A 17,573-nucleotide genomic window follows, 5' to 3' on the forward strand; every position below is an offset into this window, starting at 1 on the left:
ACACGGGTACGATTCTCCATCTATTATATTTTCCATCCTCATGTCCTTTTGGATTTACTCACATAAGCATAAGAGCCTGCTTTTGGGTAAAAATATGCAGAAACCCCAGAGGGAGGAACGATCATGAATGATAATCTAACGGAAAATGAGTTACATAAGATTATTGAAAGAAGAAGTACAGGAAAAACAAGCTTTACTGAATTTTTGGAGGAATTATCTCAAATTGGGGTCGTTCGATACGATATCAATGTTGCTACAGGTCAGGCTGCATACAAGGGCGAGCACTCAGAAGTTAAAACAGACCCTCAAGTGGAATTCGTCATTTCGAATGATTTTAATAGAAACCAGGCAATGCAAGCCATTGCCAACATTACACTTCCCTTTTTAGACTTTCTAAGAGAGCTGGCTGCGGCAGGAGTTACAACTTATAACGTGGATATTATTGAAAAAAAGGCTACTTACGCTGGTATCAAAGGCGAACAAATTGTAGAACCGCTGCAACTATAGATGCGAAAAGCTCACAAAAAGCGTTAATCCTTTTAGATTAACGCCTCTGTAAAGAGAATTAAATATGGGCTCTCATTTTCTCAAGAACGGTTCTGTAAAATTTATTTTGATGGGGTACAAATTTTTCCTTTCCGACTTGCTCTTCAAAATAAATTTTATTTCCGTTTTCAGTTACTTCAAATCCTGTTATTGTAATGAATGGTCTTTCATCGAGCCAAAGTTCAACAAACTCATTAAATTCAACTTTTACAATACCTGCCACTTCATCTTGAAGGATAAAATCTTCAAAGTTTTTTTCACTTTTATACAAAAAAGTATGTGCGAATTCTTTATCTATAAAATCTCCGTCTAATACAGAATAGTCGATGATGCCTAAGGGGATTAATTCCTGAGGGGTGATATCAATCCCAACCTCTTCCTTAATTTCCCTTACACCATCCTCAACCGATTCGCTTGCCAATAAATGCCCAGCCGCTGTTATATCCAAAAGATTTGGGTAGTCCTTTTTGATTTTACTGCGAAGTTGTAAATAAAGATAATCCTTTTCCTTTTCTTTGCTTATAAACCAACAATGAAACGTTTCGTGCCAATAACCAAGTTTATGTACCTCTTCCCGAGAAGCAATGCCTATGGGATTTCTGTTTTCGTCAAAAATTTTTAATTGTTCCGTTTCCATCTACTCTACCCCCTGCCCTTCCGGCTCAGTGTTTTATAGACCAACTATAACAAAAAAAATGACCTGTGTGATTCACAAGTCAATCATTCTCTTTCTTATTTAGGTTCCAACCTTCTCCATACTGCCCCGCTATAAATGACTTGGTAAGAGCAAGACAATATCAGGGAAAATATAGATTAATACAATTAACACAAGAATAGGGATAGAAAAAGCTAATGCCCCTTTATATATTTGACCCAAGCCTAAATCTGGTGCTACACCATTTAAGACAAATATACTCATCCCAATTGGTGGTGATATTAATGCCAGCTCCATTAATATACACATCACTACTCCAAACCAAATAAGATCGTACCCCAATGTTTCTATTAATGGCAAAACAATCGGGAACGTAACAAGCATAGCGGCCATTGCATCCATAAATGCCCCTAAAATAATATACATCAATACAATAATAATAAAGATAAAAACAGGTGCTAATGTCAAACCTGTTAAAAAATCATTTAGGTACGTTGGTAAACCGGACTGTACAATGAAACTATTTAAGATGAGTGCTGCTAATAAGATCCCAAATAAGGTACCCACTGTTTTTATCGTTTTCTCTAATACCTCGAAAATAACTTTATATGTCAGCTTTCTCTTTATAAGTGCAATAACGGCCGCGCCTAAGGCTCCCATACTTGCGGCTTCTGTTGGTCCAAATAATCCAATGAAAAGCCCCCCAATCACGAAGGTGAACAGAATAACGATAGGCAAGATACTGGATAGACTTTTAAATCGTTTAGACCAAGTACTTCCCTCGCCTATTTCCGCCGCATTAGGGTGTATTTTTACATAGATTACTACGGTTATAATATAAAGAAGTGTTAATAATAATCCTGGCAATAATCCGGCTATTAAGAGTTTCCCAATATGCTGCTGTGCTAACACACCATACATAACCATAAAGGTACTTGGTGGAATCAATATCCCTAATGATCCACCTGCGATAATGGAACCACTTGTTAATGCCTTACTATAATTACTTTTTATCATCTCTTTCGAGGCAATGGTTCCTAACGAAGCGGTTGTAGCAATGCTTGACCCAGAGGAGGCTGCGAACATTGCTCCTGCCGTAACGGTTGCCAATGCCATTCCGCCGCGAAGTTTACCAAACCATACTTTGAAGGTGTCATACAAACTATTGCTGATCCCCGAGGAATTCATTAATTCACCCATCAGGACAAACATGGCAATCGTTGTCATCGTATAACTTAGTGAGTTTTTCATAATCGTTAAATCGATAACGTTTACTAAAACACCCCAGTCTCTCATATACAAAATTCCAACTATCCCTGGAACGGCCATTGCAATCGCAACAGGAACTCTAATTGCTAGTAAAAGAAACATAATAACTATGAATATGATTCCAATCATTTCATTAGACATCTGGCGACACTTCTTTCTCCGACGGTGGAGTTTTAAAGCTAATTTGACTAAGCGCAACTAGTCCCCAAACAAAAAAGCCAATGGTTACAATGATTTTTAAAAACATAAAAGGAAAATCTAATAATAAACTCGTTTTTGTTTCTTCCATTGAAATTAAAAAGAAGATATAACTGATTACCATGCAAACACAAACCGTTAGTACATGTGCGATATTATCAAATAGTAATTGTACCTTTGGTGAAAAACGATCAACCAATAACCCTATGGAGATATGTTCCTTTTCTGCTTGTGTGTAGCCAAAGGCAAATAAAATAACAACAAAGTGGATAATTTCCGCTAGTTCAATAACCCCTAACAACGGTCTTCCCAATAAACGTGAAATGACACCCACTGATATAATAAGCATTACTAAGGCCAAACAAATCATGCCGATGATTTTCAATATATTCATGATATAGAACACGCTCTTAGCGAATACTTTCACTAAATCACCCTCAAGTTAGATTTTTTAATCTATCAGTATAGTAAAGTAAGGAAAAGGGAAAATTATTAAACGAAGGTGTATGGATTACTTGGCATACACCTTCGTTACTTGCTTCCAATTATTTAAGGAATTCTAATTCCACTCCGTGTTTTTTAGAAATTTCAATATAGCGTTTAAGCATTTCATCGCCAGGGTAACCTTTTTCATTCGCGTTCTTTACCCACTGTTCCCAAACTGGAACGGCATACTGCTGTAACTCTAGTAATTCCTTTTCAGAGAATTTGGTCACAGTTCCGCCAGCTTCTTTTGCCATTTTAGCCACTTCGTCATTACGTTCCATTACTTTTCTAGCATTCTCTTTATATAACTCTTCCCATTTTGGATTAATATCTTCTGCAAAGAGAGTTTGTAAATCTTTTGGCAATGAATTAAAGAAATCTTCATTCATTAAGGCTGTTCCTACCGCAATTTTCACAGGCTGATCCAAATAGTTAGGAGCAACATCTGCTAATTGCAAGGCTGCAAATACATCTTTAGTAGTGAAAAATGTTTCAATCATTCCTTTATCCAATGAATTATAGAGTTCTTCAAAACTCACTTGTGTAGGTGTTCCACCCATACTCTCAACCAATAAGGCTTCTAGTTCAGTGGATGCACGGGCAGTTTTACCCTTCATATAATTCAAATTGTCAATTGGCTTTGTAGAGAAAGCATAGTTTGGCGGCGGGGAACCGACACCTACCTTAACGACCCCATCCCAAATTTCATCTAAATATTCTGCAGAGAATTCTTTCATAATTTCTGATGCTTGATCTGGATCACCACCAGCAGCAAAAGGTAACTCTCCAATTGTTAATGGGAATAACTGTGAATCTTCATAGTAAAGTGCTATCGTATCACCGACATCAAATAGTCCACTTTTTACACCCTCTAATACTTCATTAGACGCTGCGAGAGCACCATTATAATGAACGGTTACCTTCACTCTTCCATCTGTTTTTTCTTCCACATATTTTTCCCAAGGTTTCCAAACATTGTTCGGAACATCGGCATCGCTAGAAAACCAACTATTCACAACTAACTCAATCACATCATCATCTGACGCTTTTCCATCTGACTTACCAGATTCAGTGGAACTCTTATCCGAACTCCCACAGGCAGCAAGTGTTAAAACAAGTAAACTTATAAAAGTGAATAAAAACAACTTCCACTTTTTTTCTATTGGCTTCCTCATTCGAATCCTCCTCTAATTTAGAAAAACTGCTTTCACTTTTTGTAAACCCTTTCAAATTAGTTTTTTATTCACTGTGTTCTGCTAGCTTCACATTCTATTAACCTACCACATTATGTTCAAAACCGAATATTGACTTACCGTATGCCTCAATCGAGTCCTCATATAAATTTGATCGATGAGCGCTTACAGCATGCATATCTCTAAAGAATAATTCAACTGGGTGTCCCTTATATAACGCAAAACCGCCAAGTACCAGCAAAACTCTTTGGGCAATCTCGGTACAATTATGAATAATTCTCGCTCGAATTGCAGCGAATTCAGCCCTTTGATCTCCATCATTTGGATTGTAATTTTCTAGCATTTCAAAAATACGGGACAATAAACCTTCTGCTTCAAAATAGCGAAGATTTAATTCCGCTAATACACCTTGATGACGGGATTCTTTAGCACTTACTCCACGTAATCTCGTGCGGTTTTCTGTACGTTCTTTAAATTCTTCTAAAAGCCTTTCAGCTCCGCCAAGTGCAACCATACTAAACCCCGCGATGAATGGCACAAAGAATGGTTTATTAAAAAAGAAATACTCTTCATCATAACCTGTCCCATCAAGCGGGCGCCCAACCCTATCAATCTCACTTAAGCGTAAAAACTGCTCTTTCGGAACATAGAGATTATCTACTACGACTTGGTTACTCCCTGTGCCTCTAAGACCTAACGTATCCCAATTCTGAATGATTTGAACATCTTTCGTTGGCAGATTAAAAGCGACATGTTCTTTTTGCCCGCTCTCTGGCACCTCCATAAACGCCCCCACCGCTACCCAATCACTGTGCAAGACACCGCTTACAAAATTATAAGTACCTGATAAACGAAAGCCATCTCCCTCTGCCACTGCGTTTCCAATCGGTGAAAAAATATCTGCCAGCAACCCGCCTTGATTAATGACTTCTTCCCGGCCTTGTTCAGGTAAATATGCCGCCCAAATATTGTGGGTGGTGTATAAGAATGTCAGCCAACCGGCAGACATATTGTATTTTGATACTTTTCTAATGATTGCTGAATATTCTCTATAGTTTACCTGGGGACCGCCATATTTTTTTGGAAGTAATAGTTTAGGTATTTGTGTAGCTTTTAAAGCTTTTATCACATTCTCTGAAATAGTTTGGTTTTTCTCCATCTCTGCCACTTCAGACTCAGCAAGTTTACCTACTCGCTCTGCGTCTATTATCAATTGTTGAAATTCAGTTTGTGTCCACTCATTTGTCTGGCTTACCATGTCTTCCCTCCTCATTTTTTAAAGAATAATAGGATGATTCAATTAGCAGCACATCATTTTTGAGGAGTTTTAAATTCCAGTTACTCCGCCATCGGTAACAATGGATGACCCTGTCATGAATGAAGAATCCTCTGATGCTAAGTACAAAACAGATCTTGCCTGCTCCTCAGGTGTTGACATTCTTCCTAAAGGAATCCCTCTAGCCACCTCAGGTGTTCTCGGGTTATCGGCAATCATTTCAGTATAAACAACCCCCGGTAATAAACAATTCACTCTAATCCCTTTATCTGCGTATTCTGCTGCTACAATTTTTGACATATGTGTAATTCCAGCTTTCGTAAAACTATAGAGTGCATGTGTTTTTCTAACATTAATTGCTGCTGCCGAAGTAATGTTTACGATACTGCCTGATTCTTGAGATACCATGTGTGGCAGGACAAGCTGCATTGCTCGAAAATAAGAGTAAGAATTTAAGCGGACATAGTGATCCCAATCCTCCGATGTTAATTCTGAGAATGGTTTTTGAATGAGATTTCCTGCATTATTGACAAGGATATCCACTTTTTGAAAAGTTCCTATGGTTTTATTCACCATATTGGTGAGGTCCATTTCATTTCTTACATCGGTTTTTACAAAGATAGCTTCCCCGCCATTTTGCCGGATTTCATTTACAACACTTTCTCCTCGTTCTTGCCTTCTTCCAACAATGACTACTTTTGCCCCTTCTCTAGCAAATAATTTTGCCGTTTCTTCTCCAATTCCAGATGTACTTCCGGTAATAATTGCAACCTTATTTTTTAATTTTTGGTTTACTCGATCCACCCGTTTCACCTAAATTCTTTCTAGTTATTCTAACTGAAATTTTAGAATATTCAATATAGTCTTTCTAGAGTAAAAACCATTTGTTTTTTCATTTATTTTCAATAATTTATTACTAAAAAATACCTAAGGATAAAATTAGTAAATAAAAAACGACTCAAAAATCCAAAAATCGATTTTGAGTCGTCTCTTTTCTACTATATGAAAACATTCTACTAAATTTATTCTATATTAATCTTATTTTCTCAATTTATTTACTAGACTTCCAAGACCCTCTATTTCACACACAATCTCATCACCAGACTTTAACCAGTTTTTTTCTTCCATTCCCATAATAACTCCCTCTGGTGTGCCTGTATAAATGACGTCACCTGGCTGCAGCGTCATAATTTGCGACAAATCACTTATAATCTTTGCAGTAGAGAAAATCATATCCTCCGTGTTTGAATCTTGGCGTAATTCCCCATTGACCCAGCACTTTAAGTTCAGGTTTTGTGGATTAGGAACCTCATCGGCCGTTACGATATAGGGTCCAAATGGCGCAAAACCGTCAATCGCCTTTCCATAGAGCCATTGATTACTTCGGAATTGAAGTTCCCGTACGGAAAGATCGTTGCCGACTGCATATCCAAACACATAATCTAAAGCTGCTTCAACGGGAACATTTTTTGCTGGTTTTCCAATTACCGCTACTAATTCAACTTCGTAATCCACTTCTACAGCCATTTGGGGTACCGGAATTTCTTCACGATGTCCAGAAAGACTATTGGCATATTTAGCAAAATAAATAGGTTCTTCTGGGATAGCAAGACCAGATTCTATAGCATGTTTACGGTAATTAGCACCAACACATATCACCTTTCCCGCATTCGGAATTGCCGGGGCGTATTGAATATTTTCTTCATCCAATTTCTCATCAGAATTTGTTATGATTGTCGTTAACGCTTGTAATGCTTCATCTCCACCTTCAATAACTTCTAAAACTGTATTTGGTGCAGCAATTCCTGTTTTCTCAGAAACAGCATGAACATCAATAATTCCATCATCTGTTTTAATCCCTAGTTTTACATGTTGATTCTCATAGTAAGAAAGTACCTTCATCTCATCCACCATCCTATTTACCTTATTAAACTTGCATACAATACTAGAAACTTTTTCACTGTCTTACTAGAATAAATACTATCTGTTTTTTTAAAATTTTTCGATAATTATTATCAGAAAACTTCGTTAATGCTAAACCTGCATTTGTAATCTTGTTACAAACGGCCGATGATTTTCCCAATTAACCTGAACCGGAAGATCGAAAAATTGGGTAAGCTGTTTATTTGAAATCATTTCACTTGTCTTGCCCGCAGCAAATACCTGTCCCTCTTTTAGTAGTAAAGTTTTATTGAAAACAGGTACTATTTCTTCAACATGATGTGTCACATAAATAATCGTTGGAGCAAGCGGTTCTTTAGCAATTTTTTCAATGGATTCTAATAACAACTCTCGGGCAACAAAATCCAATCCGTTTGTCGGCTCATCTAAGATCAGTAACTTAGGTTCAGACATTAACGCACGGGCAATGAGAACCCGTTGTTTTTCCCCTTGGGAAAGCGTTTCATATCTCCGGTTTGCATAGTTGGTTGTTCCAAGCTGTTCCATTACATTTGCTGCTTTAATTCTCATTTCTTCTGTTGGCGTTTCATAAAGACCAATGGACGCAAATGCACCACTTAACACGACTTCCAAAGAAGTATCACTTGGATAAAATTTTTCTTGCAGCGAAGTAGAAACAAAACCGATTTGCTTTCGTAATTTTTCACCGAGGTAGGTTCTTCCAAATTCCATTCCAAGAACGGTAACATTCCCTTTAGTTGGAAAATAGAAGGCATTTAACAGATTTAGAATCGCCGTTTTGCCTGATCCATTTAATCCAAATAGTACCCAATGTTCACCCGTATCAATTTGCCAATTAACATTACCTAAAATCATATTGCCTTCTCGGTATAGGTAGACATCTTCAAGCTTTACCACCATATTCTTTTATCCCACCTTTAAAAAAGAACATCCTCAACCTATTTCAATTGAGGATGTCTTTATTATTTCATGCGGAAAATTCCTAAACAAGTACCTTTTTTAGTTTTTCTGTTAGTGCTTGAATGACAGTTTTATAATCTGCAATCACACCGATATTTGCTCGTTTAAAGATAGGAGCTTCTGGATCTGTGTTAATTGCCACCACACTCTTGGCATTTGTAATTCCAGCCAAATGCTGACTGGCACCAGATATTCCAACTGCAATATATAAATCAGGAGCTACGACTGCACCCGTCTGACCTACCTGAAGGTTTGAAGGAACCCATCCGGCATCACATGCCGCACGTGAAGCACCGACAGTACCTCCAAGTACATTTGCCAGAACTTGAAGATCCGTAAAGCCTTCTGATCCACCAAGCCCTCGGCCGCCTGCGATGATGATTCGAGCGTCCTCCAAACGAATATCCGATAAGGCAGCTTGAATTTTCACAACCAGTTTGCTGACGATCATTTCTTCTGAAGGGGCATAATCGACTTCAATGATTTCACCTTTATTTGTCTCATCCGGCACATTCACATCCTGGCTCTTTTTACGAATACCCACTACTACCTTCTTACGAGTAGTGGTGTACTCACCAAACGCCTTATCTCCGTAAATTGGCCGAATCCAGCCTATTTTATCACTGTTGGCAGTGTAATCAACTACTTCCGTAATAGCAGAGGCACCATTTCGTGCAGCCAGTCTGCCAACTAAATCCTTACCAATCTTGTCAAAGGACAGGATAAGTATATCGGCCCCAGACTGCTCGAAAACAGTATGAATGCTATTACCAAACAGTTCAACATCATATTCAGCTAAAAGAGGATTAGTAATGGTGTATGCGATACTTGCCCCACTGGCAATTGCTTCTTTAGCTCCAGCCTCTGCGAAAGGTCCAAGAGTGATGGAACGAACTTCGCCTCCAGTAGAACTAGCCAAGCGGCTGCCAAAGGCTATAGCTTCCTTGGCACCTGAACTCAAGACATCCCCCTCTTGATTTGCAAAAACAAGAATTCTAGACATAGTTGAATCCTCCTATAAAATCTTGAGAGCCAAAAGCCGCTCAGCTAATTTGCCAGCAAGCTCTGCCCCATCCTCACCGGGCAAGACATCACAAGCAACCTCCCTATTTAGGACGTATGCCCGCTCGAGCTTAACACCTGGTTGACAGCGCTCAGTATCAAGTTTAAGATCTTCTGATTCTAATAGCACAATAGGTTTACTTCTCGCAAGCCTAATATCCTTGACTTTAGGAAGCCTTGGAACGTTTGACTCAGAACTGATGATGGTAAATACTGCAGGAGATGGAACACTGACAACCGCATATCCACCTTCAACCTCAACAGTAGCCTTTGCACGATTCTCTTCCACCTCAAGGTCTGAAACAAGTGTCACGCAAGGAATTCCTAGCTCTTCAGCCATAACAGGTCCAACGAGGCCTTCCTCGATATCACTAGCTTGATAACCTGTAAGTACCAGTTGTGCACCGCCTAAAGATTTAATGGTTTGTGCCAGAATATGGCCAACAGCCTGTCCGTCTAGATCTTCCCACTCTTCATCCCACACCCTTACCGCCGCATTCGCGGTAAAGGCGAGTGCCCTCTTCAGTACCTCCTCCGATTCCTCATCTCCGAGGCAAAGTGCGGTAACAGTAGCACCAGGAACCTTGTCACGAAGCTGTATAGCAAGTTCAAGTGCATTCTCGGCGAACGAGTCGAGTACCAAATCACTGTCACTGTTATCTGGACGATTGGTTTCGGGATCTATTTTAAAATACTTCGGTGTAATTTCTGGGTCTAGTACCTGTTTAAGGCAGACAACGATGTGCATATTTATTTTCACCTCACGATTGTTAAGATGGTATATTATTTTTGGTTCCCTTCAGTGGGCTTTTTTCCTGTAAAGGGGACCATAGCCTTTCTTTGATTCCCTTTAGCGGGCTTTTTTCTATCCGAAGGGCAACAAAAACCTTCTTTGATTCCCTTCAGTGGGCTTTTTTCTTTCCGAAGGGCGTCAAAAATCCTCTTTGATTCCCTTCAGCGGGCCTTTTCCCAACCAAAGGGCACCAAAGATCTCTTTTAATTCCCTTCAGCAAGCTTCTTTTCCTCCGATGAGCACCAAACACCTCTTTTAATTCCCTTCAGCGCGCTTCTTCTCGTCCGAGGGCTTCATTAGCTCTTAACGCCTACTCCCTTAACCAACAAACCGTGATCGTCTTTAGGATCAGGAGAAGGAATCAGTCCGTACATTTCTCTCAGTCTTTCCACTGCCTCAGCAGGAGGCTTTGCATTGAAGAATCCTCTGCGTGTCATATAAACACCCGAGTTTTTACGCAAATCAACAAGTGACTCGCACATCTTGATTCCAGCTGCAAAGGAGTCGACCACTGGTACATCGCCAATTCTAGAAATCCCATGCGTCGCTAAAAAGACATTCATCGGGCCCTCTCCAGGGATGATGACATCGGCTCCATCTGCAATCGCTTGCTCTGCTGCTTTTTTGAACGATTCAATAATCGGTTCAGGATCATTAAATCCAGCCATAATATCATCAAAGCCCGCTTCAGTCTGCACGATTGGACCAAGCTTTCCTCCTAAACCGTACTTTTCAGCATTCTGACGGAGCTGATCCGCGAGCGGTGCTAAGAAGTTCACCACTCCTATCCGGTCCCCAAGCATGGAAGCCATGTGGAAGGATGCTTGACCGTACCCAACTACAGGAATATCTACCAGCGTACGTGCTTCTAAAAGCCCTACATCAGGTATTGTTGCGATGAACATGGCGTCGTACCCGGCTTTTTCAGCGGTAAGCGCAGCACGCACGAACTGTTCCCGGTGGAGATTTTGCAGATAAGAATGAGTAATAAAAATTCCCGGGTAATGGGAAGGATATGTCTCTTCCGACATACCATGTAAAACAACCTCTACATCCGGTCGGGCAATTCTACTAACATGTTTGATGATTGCATCCCGATAATGCGGGACCCGATCAATCGTTGTAAGACTTTGATGCCAGATTTTCATCTTAACGACCTCCTTTTTACGTATTTTTAATACTGTTATAACTGAATGTTGATTTTCACACGTTTAAATTATCCAAATCATTTGATTTTGTCTTATTTTAAACAGTTAATCGGAATTTCTCCGCTTATTTCAGCCTCTTAAGGTTCCTCTATATACATTAGCTGGAAAATCTCCGCCTATGGATTTTCATACCTACATGAATTCAACAATGAATCATAACAGGGCCTTAATCAAAGAAACATTGATAGTTGTCCGCCTTATATAACCTGGACGCCCACTCAAACTACCGCGTTCCCAGAAACAGCAGCCTTTACTGCCAGCCGCCCGAAAACAGCAGCTTTCCCTAACGAACTTCCCGTCATGTATCCTGCTCCGTGAAATCCACCGGTTACTTCTCCTGCTGCATACAATCCAGGAATAGACTCACCATAAGGGTTCACGACCTGGGCCTTCGCATTTACAGATATGCCTGCATAGGTGGCAAGCATGGCAACGGTTGATTCAAATGCATAGAAAGGCGCTGTTTCAATCGCTGTTGGTTTTCCATAGTTATGGGTCAATGACTTTCTGCCAAAATCAGGATCTTCTCCATTTTGAACGCCTTGATTGTATCTCGAAATGGTGTCTTCCAGTACTTCTACAGGTACGTCAATACAGTCTGCCAGTTCTTCTAACGTATCCGCTTTGTACAAAAGTCTGCGCTTCTTTAGCAATTCAAAATCATAGAGCGGATCATCTAGCACGCCCTTATCCATTACGGTCTGATCCCATACTTGATAGCTAATCTGCTCAGGCTGATCGAATGCCGCTTTTCCTAGTAGTTTATAAGAAATAGATTCATTCACAAACCGCTTACCAAGCTGGTTAACCATAATAGCTCCTTTATAAAATGCCAATCCCTGTGACTTTAACTTCCCTGCTGCACTTGGATGAAATCCGTATGTTCCATTCAAATAAGGAAGGTCCTTCATCCATGCACCATGCTCCCAGGCCATCTGAATTCCATCACCTTGATTGCCGGCACCGCCAATTCTTAAGGCACCCTTTAATTGAGGGGCAAACTGTCCGAGCAACTTCTCGCTTTTAGCAAAACCGCCAGAAGCAATTAATACTCCTTTCGAAGCAACTGCCTTCCTTTCTTCCCCTTCACTTTCATATAAAACCGTATCAATTCGTCCTTCAGCGTTCTTTAGCAGTCTCCGTGCAGGAGCATTAAAATAAACCGTCACGTTAGCTAGCTGCTTCACTCTTTTGTATAGAGACTGGATAGCCTGATGAGGATCAATAATATGACCGCGCGGAACACTATGACCACTTACCGCTTCCAAGGATCTAAACTCGATATCGTGGTTAACCAGCCATTGGTAGGTCTCGAGCTGATGCTTGCCATATTCAGCTACAAGTGTTGAATCATTTACCCCGCCGCCAACCTCCGTCATATCAGCTAGCAGCGATTCTGTAGAATCAATAATTCCTGCATTTTCCTGCATATCTGTACCTGCAAATGCCATATAACCTGAGCTGAGGACTGTACTTCCGCCGAGTTCATCCTGCTTTTCCAGGAGCAGGACATCTATCCCCTGCTCCCCAGCCTCAACGGCGGCACACATGCCCGCAAGCCCGCCTCCTAGAATGATCAAATCATAGCTTTCCATTCCTTATCACTCCTCAGATTCAAAGGCTTTTAACACTTCTAAGGCTGCTTCACATACCTGCATGTCATGAGAATAATGACCGCCGCTAACACCAATTCCACCAATAAGTTCATTATTAATTTTAATTGGATATCCTCCTCCAAAAATGACTAATCGAGGTGTGTGAACAATACCATGAAGTAATGGTGGATCATCCTTTAATCTGTCATACCATTCATGTGTTGCCCGGTTATAGGCGGCAGCAGAAAACGCCTTATTTTGAGCGATTTCAAGGCTTAAAATTGGCGCACCATCCATCGCATTAAATGCTTTTAAATTTCCTGGTTTATCGACAATCGCAATACTAAACGGGATACCTAACTCTTGTCCCTTTGCAAATGCTGCCTCGAGCATTTTATTTGCTAGTGCTAGACTGATATTTTTTGATTCAATTGCTGTTGTAATGTTTTCCATTTTCTTTCCCCTTTTCTATCAACAAATTAGTTTATAAATTTACTGGTCTTCCATTTCCAAATGCTTCGATTACCGTCGCGGATACTGCTTTCATTTTTGGCAGACACATGTCAACTATTACATTTGCCATATCAACTGGCTGCAGCCAATTATCTTTGTTCGCATCTGGAGCAATATCTTCCATCATCTTTGTGTCAACTGGACCTGGACAGACGGCATTTACTCTTACATTAAATGGTTTTAACTCTTCACCCAATGCTTTGGTAAAACCAATTACTGCCCATTTAGAGGTAATATAGGCACTTCTGTCCGGACCGCCTTTTGTTCCCCAAATCGATGATACATTGATAATGACACCATTTCTTTTCTCTTTCATTTGCGGTACTACTGCATTCGCACATAAAAACACACCGCGGGTATTGATTTCTTGGACAAAGTCCCACTCTTCAACACTCGTTTCATCGAATGGCTTTAGCAGCATGACACCAGCATTATTAATTAAAATATCAATACTACCCAGTTTTTCTACCGTTTCCTGAATTGCTTTGTTCACATCTTCCTCAGAGCGTACATCACCAGCAAGAGCGATTGCTTCGCCAGCTAATTCCTCCCTAATATAAGCAGCCGTTTCCGAAATTTCTGCTATACTACGAGAAAATACAGCTACTTTTGCCCCCTGCTTTGCTAAAAGCAAGCAGGTTTCCCTGCCAATTCCTCTGCCGCCGCCAGTTACAAATGCAACTTTATTTTTTAGTTCCAAAGGTCAACACCCCTTCTTTACACCCCAAGTTTTTTTAAATCGCTGACGTATGACGCTGCATGCTCACCAGCACGTTTACCAAATACCAGGCCGCGAAGCACGGATGTGCCGCCAGGATATTTGCCATAATAAAGACCAGCTGTCTCACCTGCTACGTACAATCCTGGAATTACATCTTCATCCTGCGATAAAACCCTTCCATTTGTATCAGAAGCTATGCCTCCATTCGTGAAAACATTGGAGCAGACAATAGGGTAGGCGATATATGGCGCCTTATCGATTGTAATCGCCCAATTTGATTTAGCCGGATTAATTCCAACAGCCTGTTTTCCGTCCTTCTTATCCCAATGGAATTCACCTGGCTGTACAGCTGCATTGAATGCTTTTACCGTTGCAGTCAACTGATCTGCAGGCACCCCAATTTTTACAGCTAATTCCTCGAGTGTATCAGCCTCAATTGCCGGTTTATCTGTTTCGATTGCTCGTTCATAATTCGGAATATCGTACATTTTTTGGTCACTGATCATATAGGCGATATGGTCAGGGAGATCGTAGAAGATTTTGCGGGCTACCGCTTCATATTGCTCGTCTACTGTGGAAATACCTTCATCGACAAAACGGTTGCCATTTTTATCAACCAAAATTGCGTAAGGATAGGTCATAACGGCTGCTTCTTCCCGCTTACTTCTAGGGTCAACTGGTTCTGCATGAAAGGCGTCGAACTGGCCGGCTCCTTTAGCGCCAATTGCCATTGCCATCCGAATACCTTCCCCTTTGTTGTAAAGGCCGCCTTCGGCAACAGTGCGGATTTTATGTGCATCTCTGCCAACATACTGTGCCATCATCTCTTGATTTCCTTGGAATCCGCCAGCTGCAAGAACAACAGCGCCGACTTTCAGCTGAAGAGAATTACCACCCTTAACACGAACCATGAGTCCATTTATCGCACCTTCATCATCAAGGAGTAATTTCCAAGCAGTCGCTTCATAAATAATCTCGACACCAAGTCCGCCAGCACGGCGGGATAATGTATCAATGATTGCCCGGCCGCCGCCAACTGGGAGAAGCCGCGGTTTTGAAGAAGTTAAAAACATCGTTGGCAGGTAATCGAAATCTACCCCTTTTTCCTCGACCCAGCGCAGCGTACTTCCAGCGTTTTCTGCGAGAGTTTCTATGTACTCCCTATCGGAGAAATCATCTGAGAATGCCATCATATCTTCTACAAAGTTGTCTGCGATTTCATCAATATTCTTCATTCGCATGTAAGAGGCTGTCCATCTGGAATTTCCGCCCCGATGATCGTAATCCGTGCGTTCTAAGATCGCAATTCGTAAATTTCTTCCTTCCTTCTTGGCACTTTCTGCAGCGGACAAAGCTGCTGCTGTTCCTGCCACACCACAGCCAATTACTACGATGTCATAATCCAATTCTCTCTCCACTTTCGTAACCTCCTAGATTAATTATTATATAAATACTTCTTTTCCCACTCTTTGATTTGATCTAGTTTGAAAAGTGATTGTCTTTCCTCCCAGGTACATATTAAAGGTAATAGATTTTCCTGAGAGCCTTCTTCTTTTAAAATTCTTAAAGATTCAGTGATTCCTTTAATAGCGGAACGAAGTGCAGTATTCGCACACAGCATGATTTTAAAACCTATTTCTTCTGCTTCTTTTAAAGAAATGAGTGGAGTTTTGCCGCCCTCTACTAAGTTAATAACCTGTGGAATTCCTTTTAGTGAACTAGTAATTTGCCGTAATTCTTCAATGGTATTTGGTGCTTCGACAAAAATAATATCTGCACCCGCTTCGTAATAAGCAAAAGCCCTGTCAATGGCGTCTTCAACGCCATTTGTTGCAATGGCATCAGTCCGTGCCATTATGGCCAGATTTTCATCTTTTCGGGCATCTAAGGCAGCCTTAATTTTTCCTACCATTTCTTCTTTCGAAATGACATCTTTTCCATTAAAATGACCGCATTTCTTTGGTGATACCTGATCCTCCATCTGAATGGCAGCGACACCCGCACGTTCAAACTCTTTTACCGTCCGAATCACATTGATAGCATTTCCGAACCCAGTATCTCCATCTACTACGATCGGAACATTGGTAACATCGGCCATTCTGGCAACGACATCAACCACTTCCTTAAGAGAGGTAAGTCCTACGTCAGCCCAGCCAAGCTGTGCATTAGATATTCCAGCTCCCGTAGCATAGATCGCCTTAAAGCCAGTTTCTTCTATTAACTTTGCTGACATCGCATCATAGGCCCCAGGAAGAATAAAGGAACCTGGTTCACGAAGCAGTTTTTGAAAATCTTGACATTTATTCATAGAGATAATCCTCCAACTTTTAAAATAGGACGAGAAAAGGCAGCCTCCTCAGAAATACGCTGATGCCAAACAATCGATAGCCTCCCAAACATATATAGCGGCAGCTCTGTAACAGGTTTAAGAGATTTTTCTACCACATTCACTTCTGTAAGCATTGATAAATTTCCGATATTAATGCTTACCGCATACTTTCCGGGGGCAGGAAGTGTATAGTATGGATTCAACTTGAATGTTTGACCATCCCACATTCCTTCTACTTCATAGCAGCAGCCAAGAAAATCTGGCAGTTCCTCTACATTGCCTGCAGCTAATCTTTCACGAATGCTGGTAGAGCTTATTTTCTCACCGCGGCATGCTACTTTTTCCACTTTTGTCACATCAATGATTCCACCACTATCAATCATCAAACGCTCTAAATTTCCGATTCCCCTAGAACCATAAGTAAAATCAAAACCGGCGACTGCATGGATAACCCCAAGATTGACCAGATAATCTTTAACATATTGTTCAGGTGAAAGAGCGGCAAATTCCTTAGTGAATTCAACAATATAAAACATATCGACACCAAGCCCCCGAAGAATCTTCTCCTTAACAGAAAGCGGGATTAAATAATCAACTTGTTTTTCCCCATTGGATAAGACAGACTTTGGATGTGGAAAGAAACTCATAACAGCAACCTGCACACCCTTTTCTTTCGCTATCCGTAAAGCCGTTTTTATTACTTCTCGATGTCCGTAATGGAGTCCATCAAAAAAACCAAGGGCCATTACACATGCATTTGCTTTTCCCTGCCAATCTGCCAAATTATCATGGTTAATATAAATCGTTTCCATACAGTCTCCTTTCTTCTTGATTAAGAATTTTTTG

At 40.6% G+C, this 17,573-nt stretch carries 18 protein-coding genes; 1 reads left to right on the top strand and 17 read right to left on the bottom strand.

Going from position 1 to position 17,573, the window contains the following annotated elements; genetic code table 11:
• Positions 1–123 precede the first annotated feature (123 nt).
• Entirely contained in the window at positions 124–507 is a 384-nt protein-coding gene (locus ACN6MT_RS24460) for a DUF1398 family protein (protein ID WP_419888460.1), read from the top strand.
• 58 nt (positions 508–565) lie between these two features.
• Here the strand turns inward: ACN6MT_RS24460 and ACN6MT_RS24465 are convergent, their stop codons facing one another.
• From ACN6MT_RS24465 to ACN6MT_RS24545, 17 genes are all read right to left on the bottom strand, one after another.
• Entirely contained in the window at positions 566–1,183 is a 618-nt protein-coding gene (locus tag ACN6MT_RS24465) for an NUDIX hydrolase (protein WP_419888461.1), read from the bottom strand.
• A gap of 129 nt (positions 1,184–1,312) precedes the next feature.
• Complete coding sequence (locus ACN6MT_RS24470) at positions 1,313–2,611, bottom strand: TRAP transporter large permease (protein WP_419888462.1); 1,299 nt, start codon at positions 2,609–2,611, stop codon at positions 1,313–1,315.
• Complete coding sequence (locus ACN6MT_RS24475; protein WP_419888463.1) at positions 2,604–3,095, bottom strand: TRAP transporter small permease; 492 nt, start codon at positions 3,093–3,095, stop codon at positions 2,604–2,606. The genes ACN6MT_RS24470 and ACN6MT_RS24475 overlap by 8 nt, the downstream gene beginning before the upstream one ends.
• 118 nt (positions 3,096–3,213) lie before the next feature.
• Positions 3,214–4,329 carry a TRAP transporter substrate-binding protein DctP gene (dctP, locus tag ACN6MT_RS24480; RefSeq protein WP_419888464.1) on the bottom strand — a complete coding sequence of 372 codons (1,116 nt, stop codon included), beginning with the start codon at positions 4,327–4,329 and terminating at the stop codon, positions 3,214–3,216.
• 97 nt (positions 4,330–4,426) lie between these two features.
• Positions 4,427–5,605, bottom strand: coding sequence for an acyl-CoA dehydrogenase family protein (locus tag ACN6MT_RS24485; protein ID WP_419888465.1), 1,179 nt, complete (start codon positions 5,603–5,605; stop codon positions 4,427–4,429).
• A 69-nt stretch (positions 5,606–5,674) separates the two neighbouring features.
• The gene (locus tag ACN6MT_RS24490) at positions 5,675–6,427 is read right to left on the bottom strand and encodes an SDR family NAD(P)-dependent oxidoreductase (RefSeq protein WP_419888466.1); all 753 of its coding nucleotides are present in this window, start codon (positions 6,425–6,427) and stop codon (positions 5,675–5,677) included.
• Between the two features lie 234 nt (positions 6,428–6,661).
• On the bottom strand, positions 6,662–7,525 hold the full coding sequence (locus ACN6MT_RS24495) for a fumarylacetoacetate hydrolase family protein (protein WP_419888467.1): 864 nt from the start codon (positions 7,523–7,525) through the stop codon (positions 6,662–6,664).
• A 132-nt stretch (positions 7,526–7,657) separates the two neighbouring features.
• On the bottom strand, positions 7,658–8,446 hold the full coding sequence (locus tag ACN6MT_RS24500; protein WP_419888468.1) for an ABC transporter ATP-binding protein: 789 nt from the start codon (positions 8,444–8,446) through the stop codon (positions 7,658–7,660).
• A gap of 82 nt (positions 8,447–8,528) precedes the next feature.
• Entirely contained in the window at positions 8,529–9,509 is a 981-nt protein-coding gene (locus ACN6MT_RS24505) for an electron transfer flavoprotein subunit alpha/FixB family protein (RefSeq protein WP_419888469.1), read from the bottom strand.
• 12 nt (positions 9,510–9,521) lie between these two features.
• Positions 9,522–10,316: an electron transfer flavoprotein subunit beta/FixA family protein gene (locus ACN6MT_RS24510; protein WP_419888470.1), complete on the bottom strand. Its 795-nt coding sequence runs from the start codon at positions 10,314–10,316 to the stop codon at positions 9,522–9,524.
• Positions 10,317–10,657: 341 nt separating this feature from the next.
• Positions 10,658–11,509: an aspartate/glutamate racemase family protein gene (locus ACN6MT_RS24515; RefSeq protein ID WP_419888471.1), complete on the bottom strand. Its 852-nt coding sequence runs from the start codon at positions 11,507–11,509 to the stop codon at positions 10,658–10,660.
• A 278-nt stretch (positions 11,510–11,787) separates the two neighbouring features.
• Entirely contained in the window at positions 11,788–13,164 is a 1,377-nt protein-coding gene (locus ACN6MT_RS24520) for a flavocytochrome c (RefSeq protein ID WP_419888472.1), read from the bottom strand.
• A 6-nt stretch (positions 13,165–13,170) separates the two neighbouring features.
• Positions 13,171–13,617: a GlcG/HbpS family heme-binding protein gene (locus tag ACN6MT_RS24525; protein ID WP_419888473.1), complete on the bottom strand. Its 447-nt coding sequence runs from the start codon at positions 13,615–13,617 to the stop codon at positions 13,171–13,173.
• 31 nt (positions 13,618–13,648) lie between these two features.
• A complete protein-coding gene (locus ACN6MT_RS24530) occupies positions 13,649–14,377 on the bottom strand; it encodes an SDR family NAD(P)-dependent oxidoreductase (RefSeq protein ID WP_419888474.1) in 729 nt (242 codons plus the stop codon).
• A 17-nt stretch (positions 14,378–14,394) separates the two neighbouring features.
• Positions 14,395–15,816, bottom strand: a complete 1,422-nt coding sequence (locus tag ACN6MT_RS24535; RefSeq protein WP_419888475.1) for an FAD-binding protein — start codon at positions 15,814–15,816, stop codon at positions 14,395–14,397.
• 17 nt (positions 15,817–15,833) lie between these two features.
• A complete protein-coding gene (locus tag ACN6MT_RS24540) occupies positions 15,834–16,706 on the bottom strand; it encodes an isocitrate lyase/PEP mutase family protein (protein WP_419888476.1) in 873 nt (290 codons plus the stop codon).
• Complete coding sequence (locus ACN6MT_RS24545) at positions 16,703–17,539, bottom strand: adenylyltransferase/cytidyltransferase family protein (RefSeq protein WP_419888477.1); 837 nt, start codon at positions 17,537–17,539, stop codon at positions 16,703–16,705. Before ACN6MT_RS24545 ends, ACN6MT_RS24540 begins: the two co-directional genes overlap by 4 nt.
• Positions 17,540–17,573: the final 34 nt, after the last annotated feature.

This window comes from Neobacillus niacini (assembly GCF_048572935.1).
Lineage (GTDB): Bacteria > Bacillota > Bacilli > Bacillales > Cytobacillaceae > Neobacillus > Neobacillus niacini.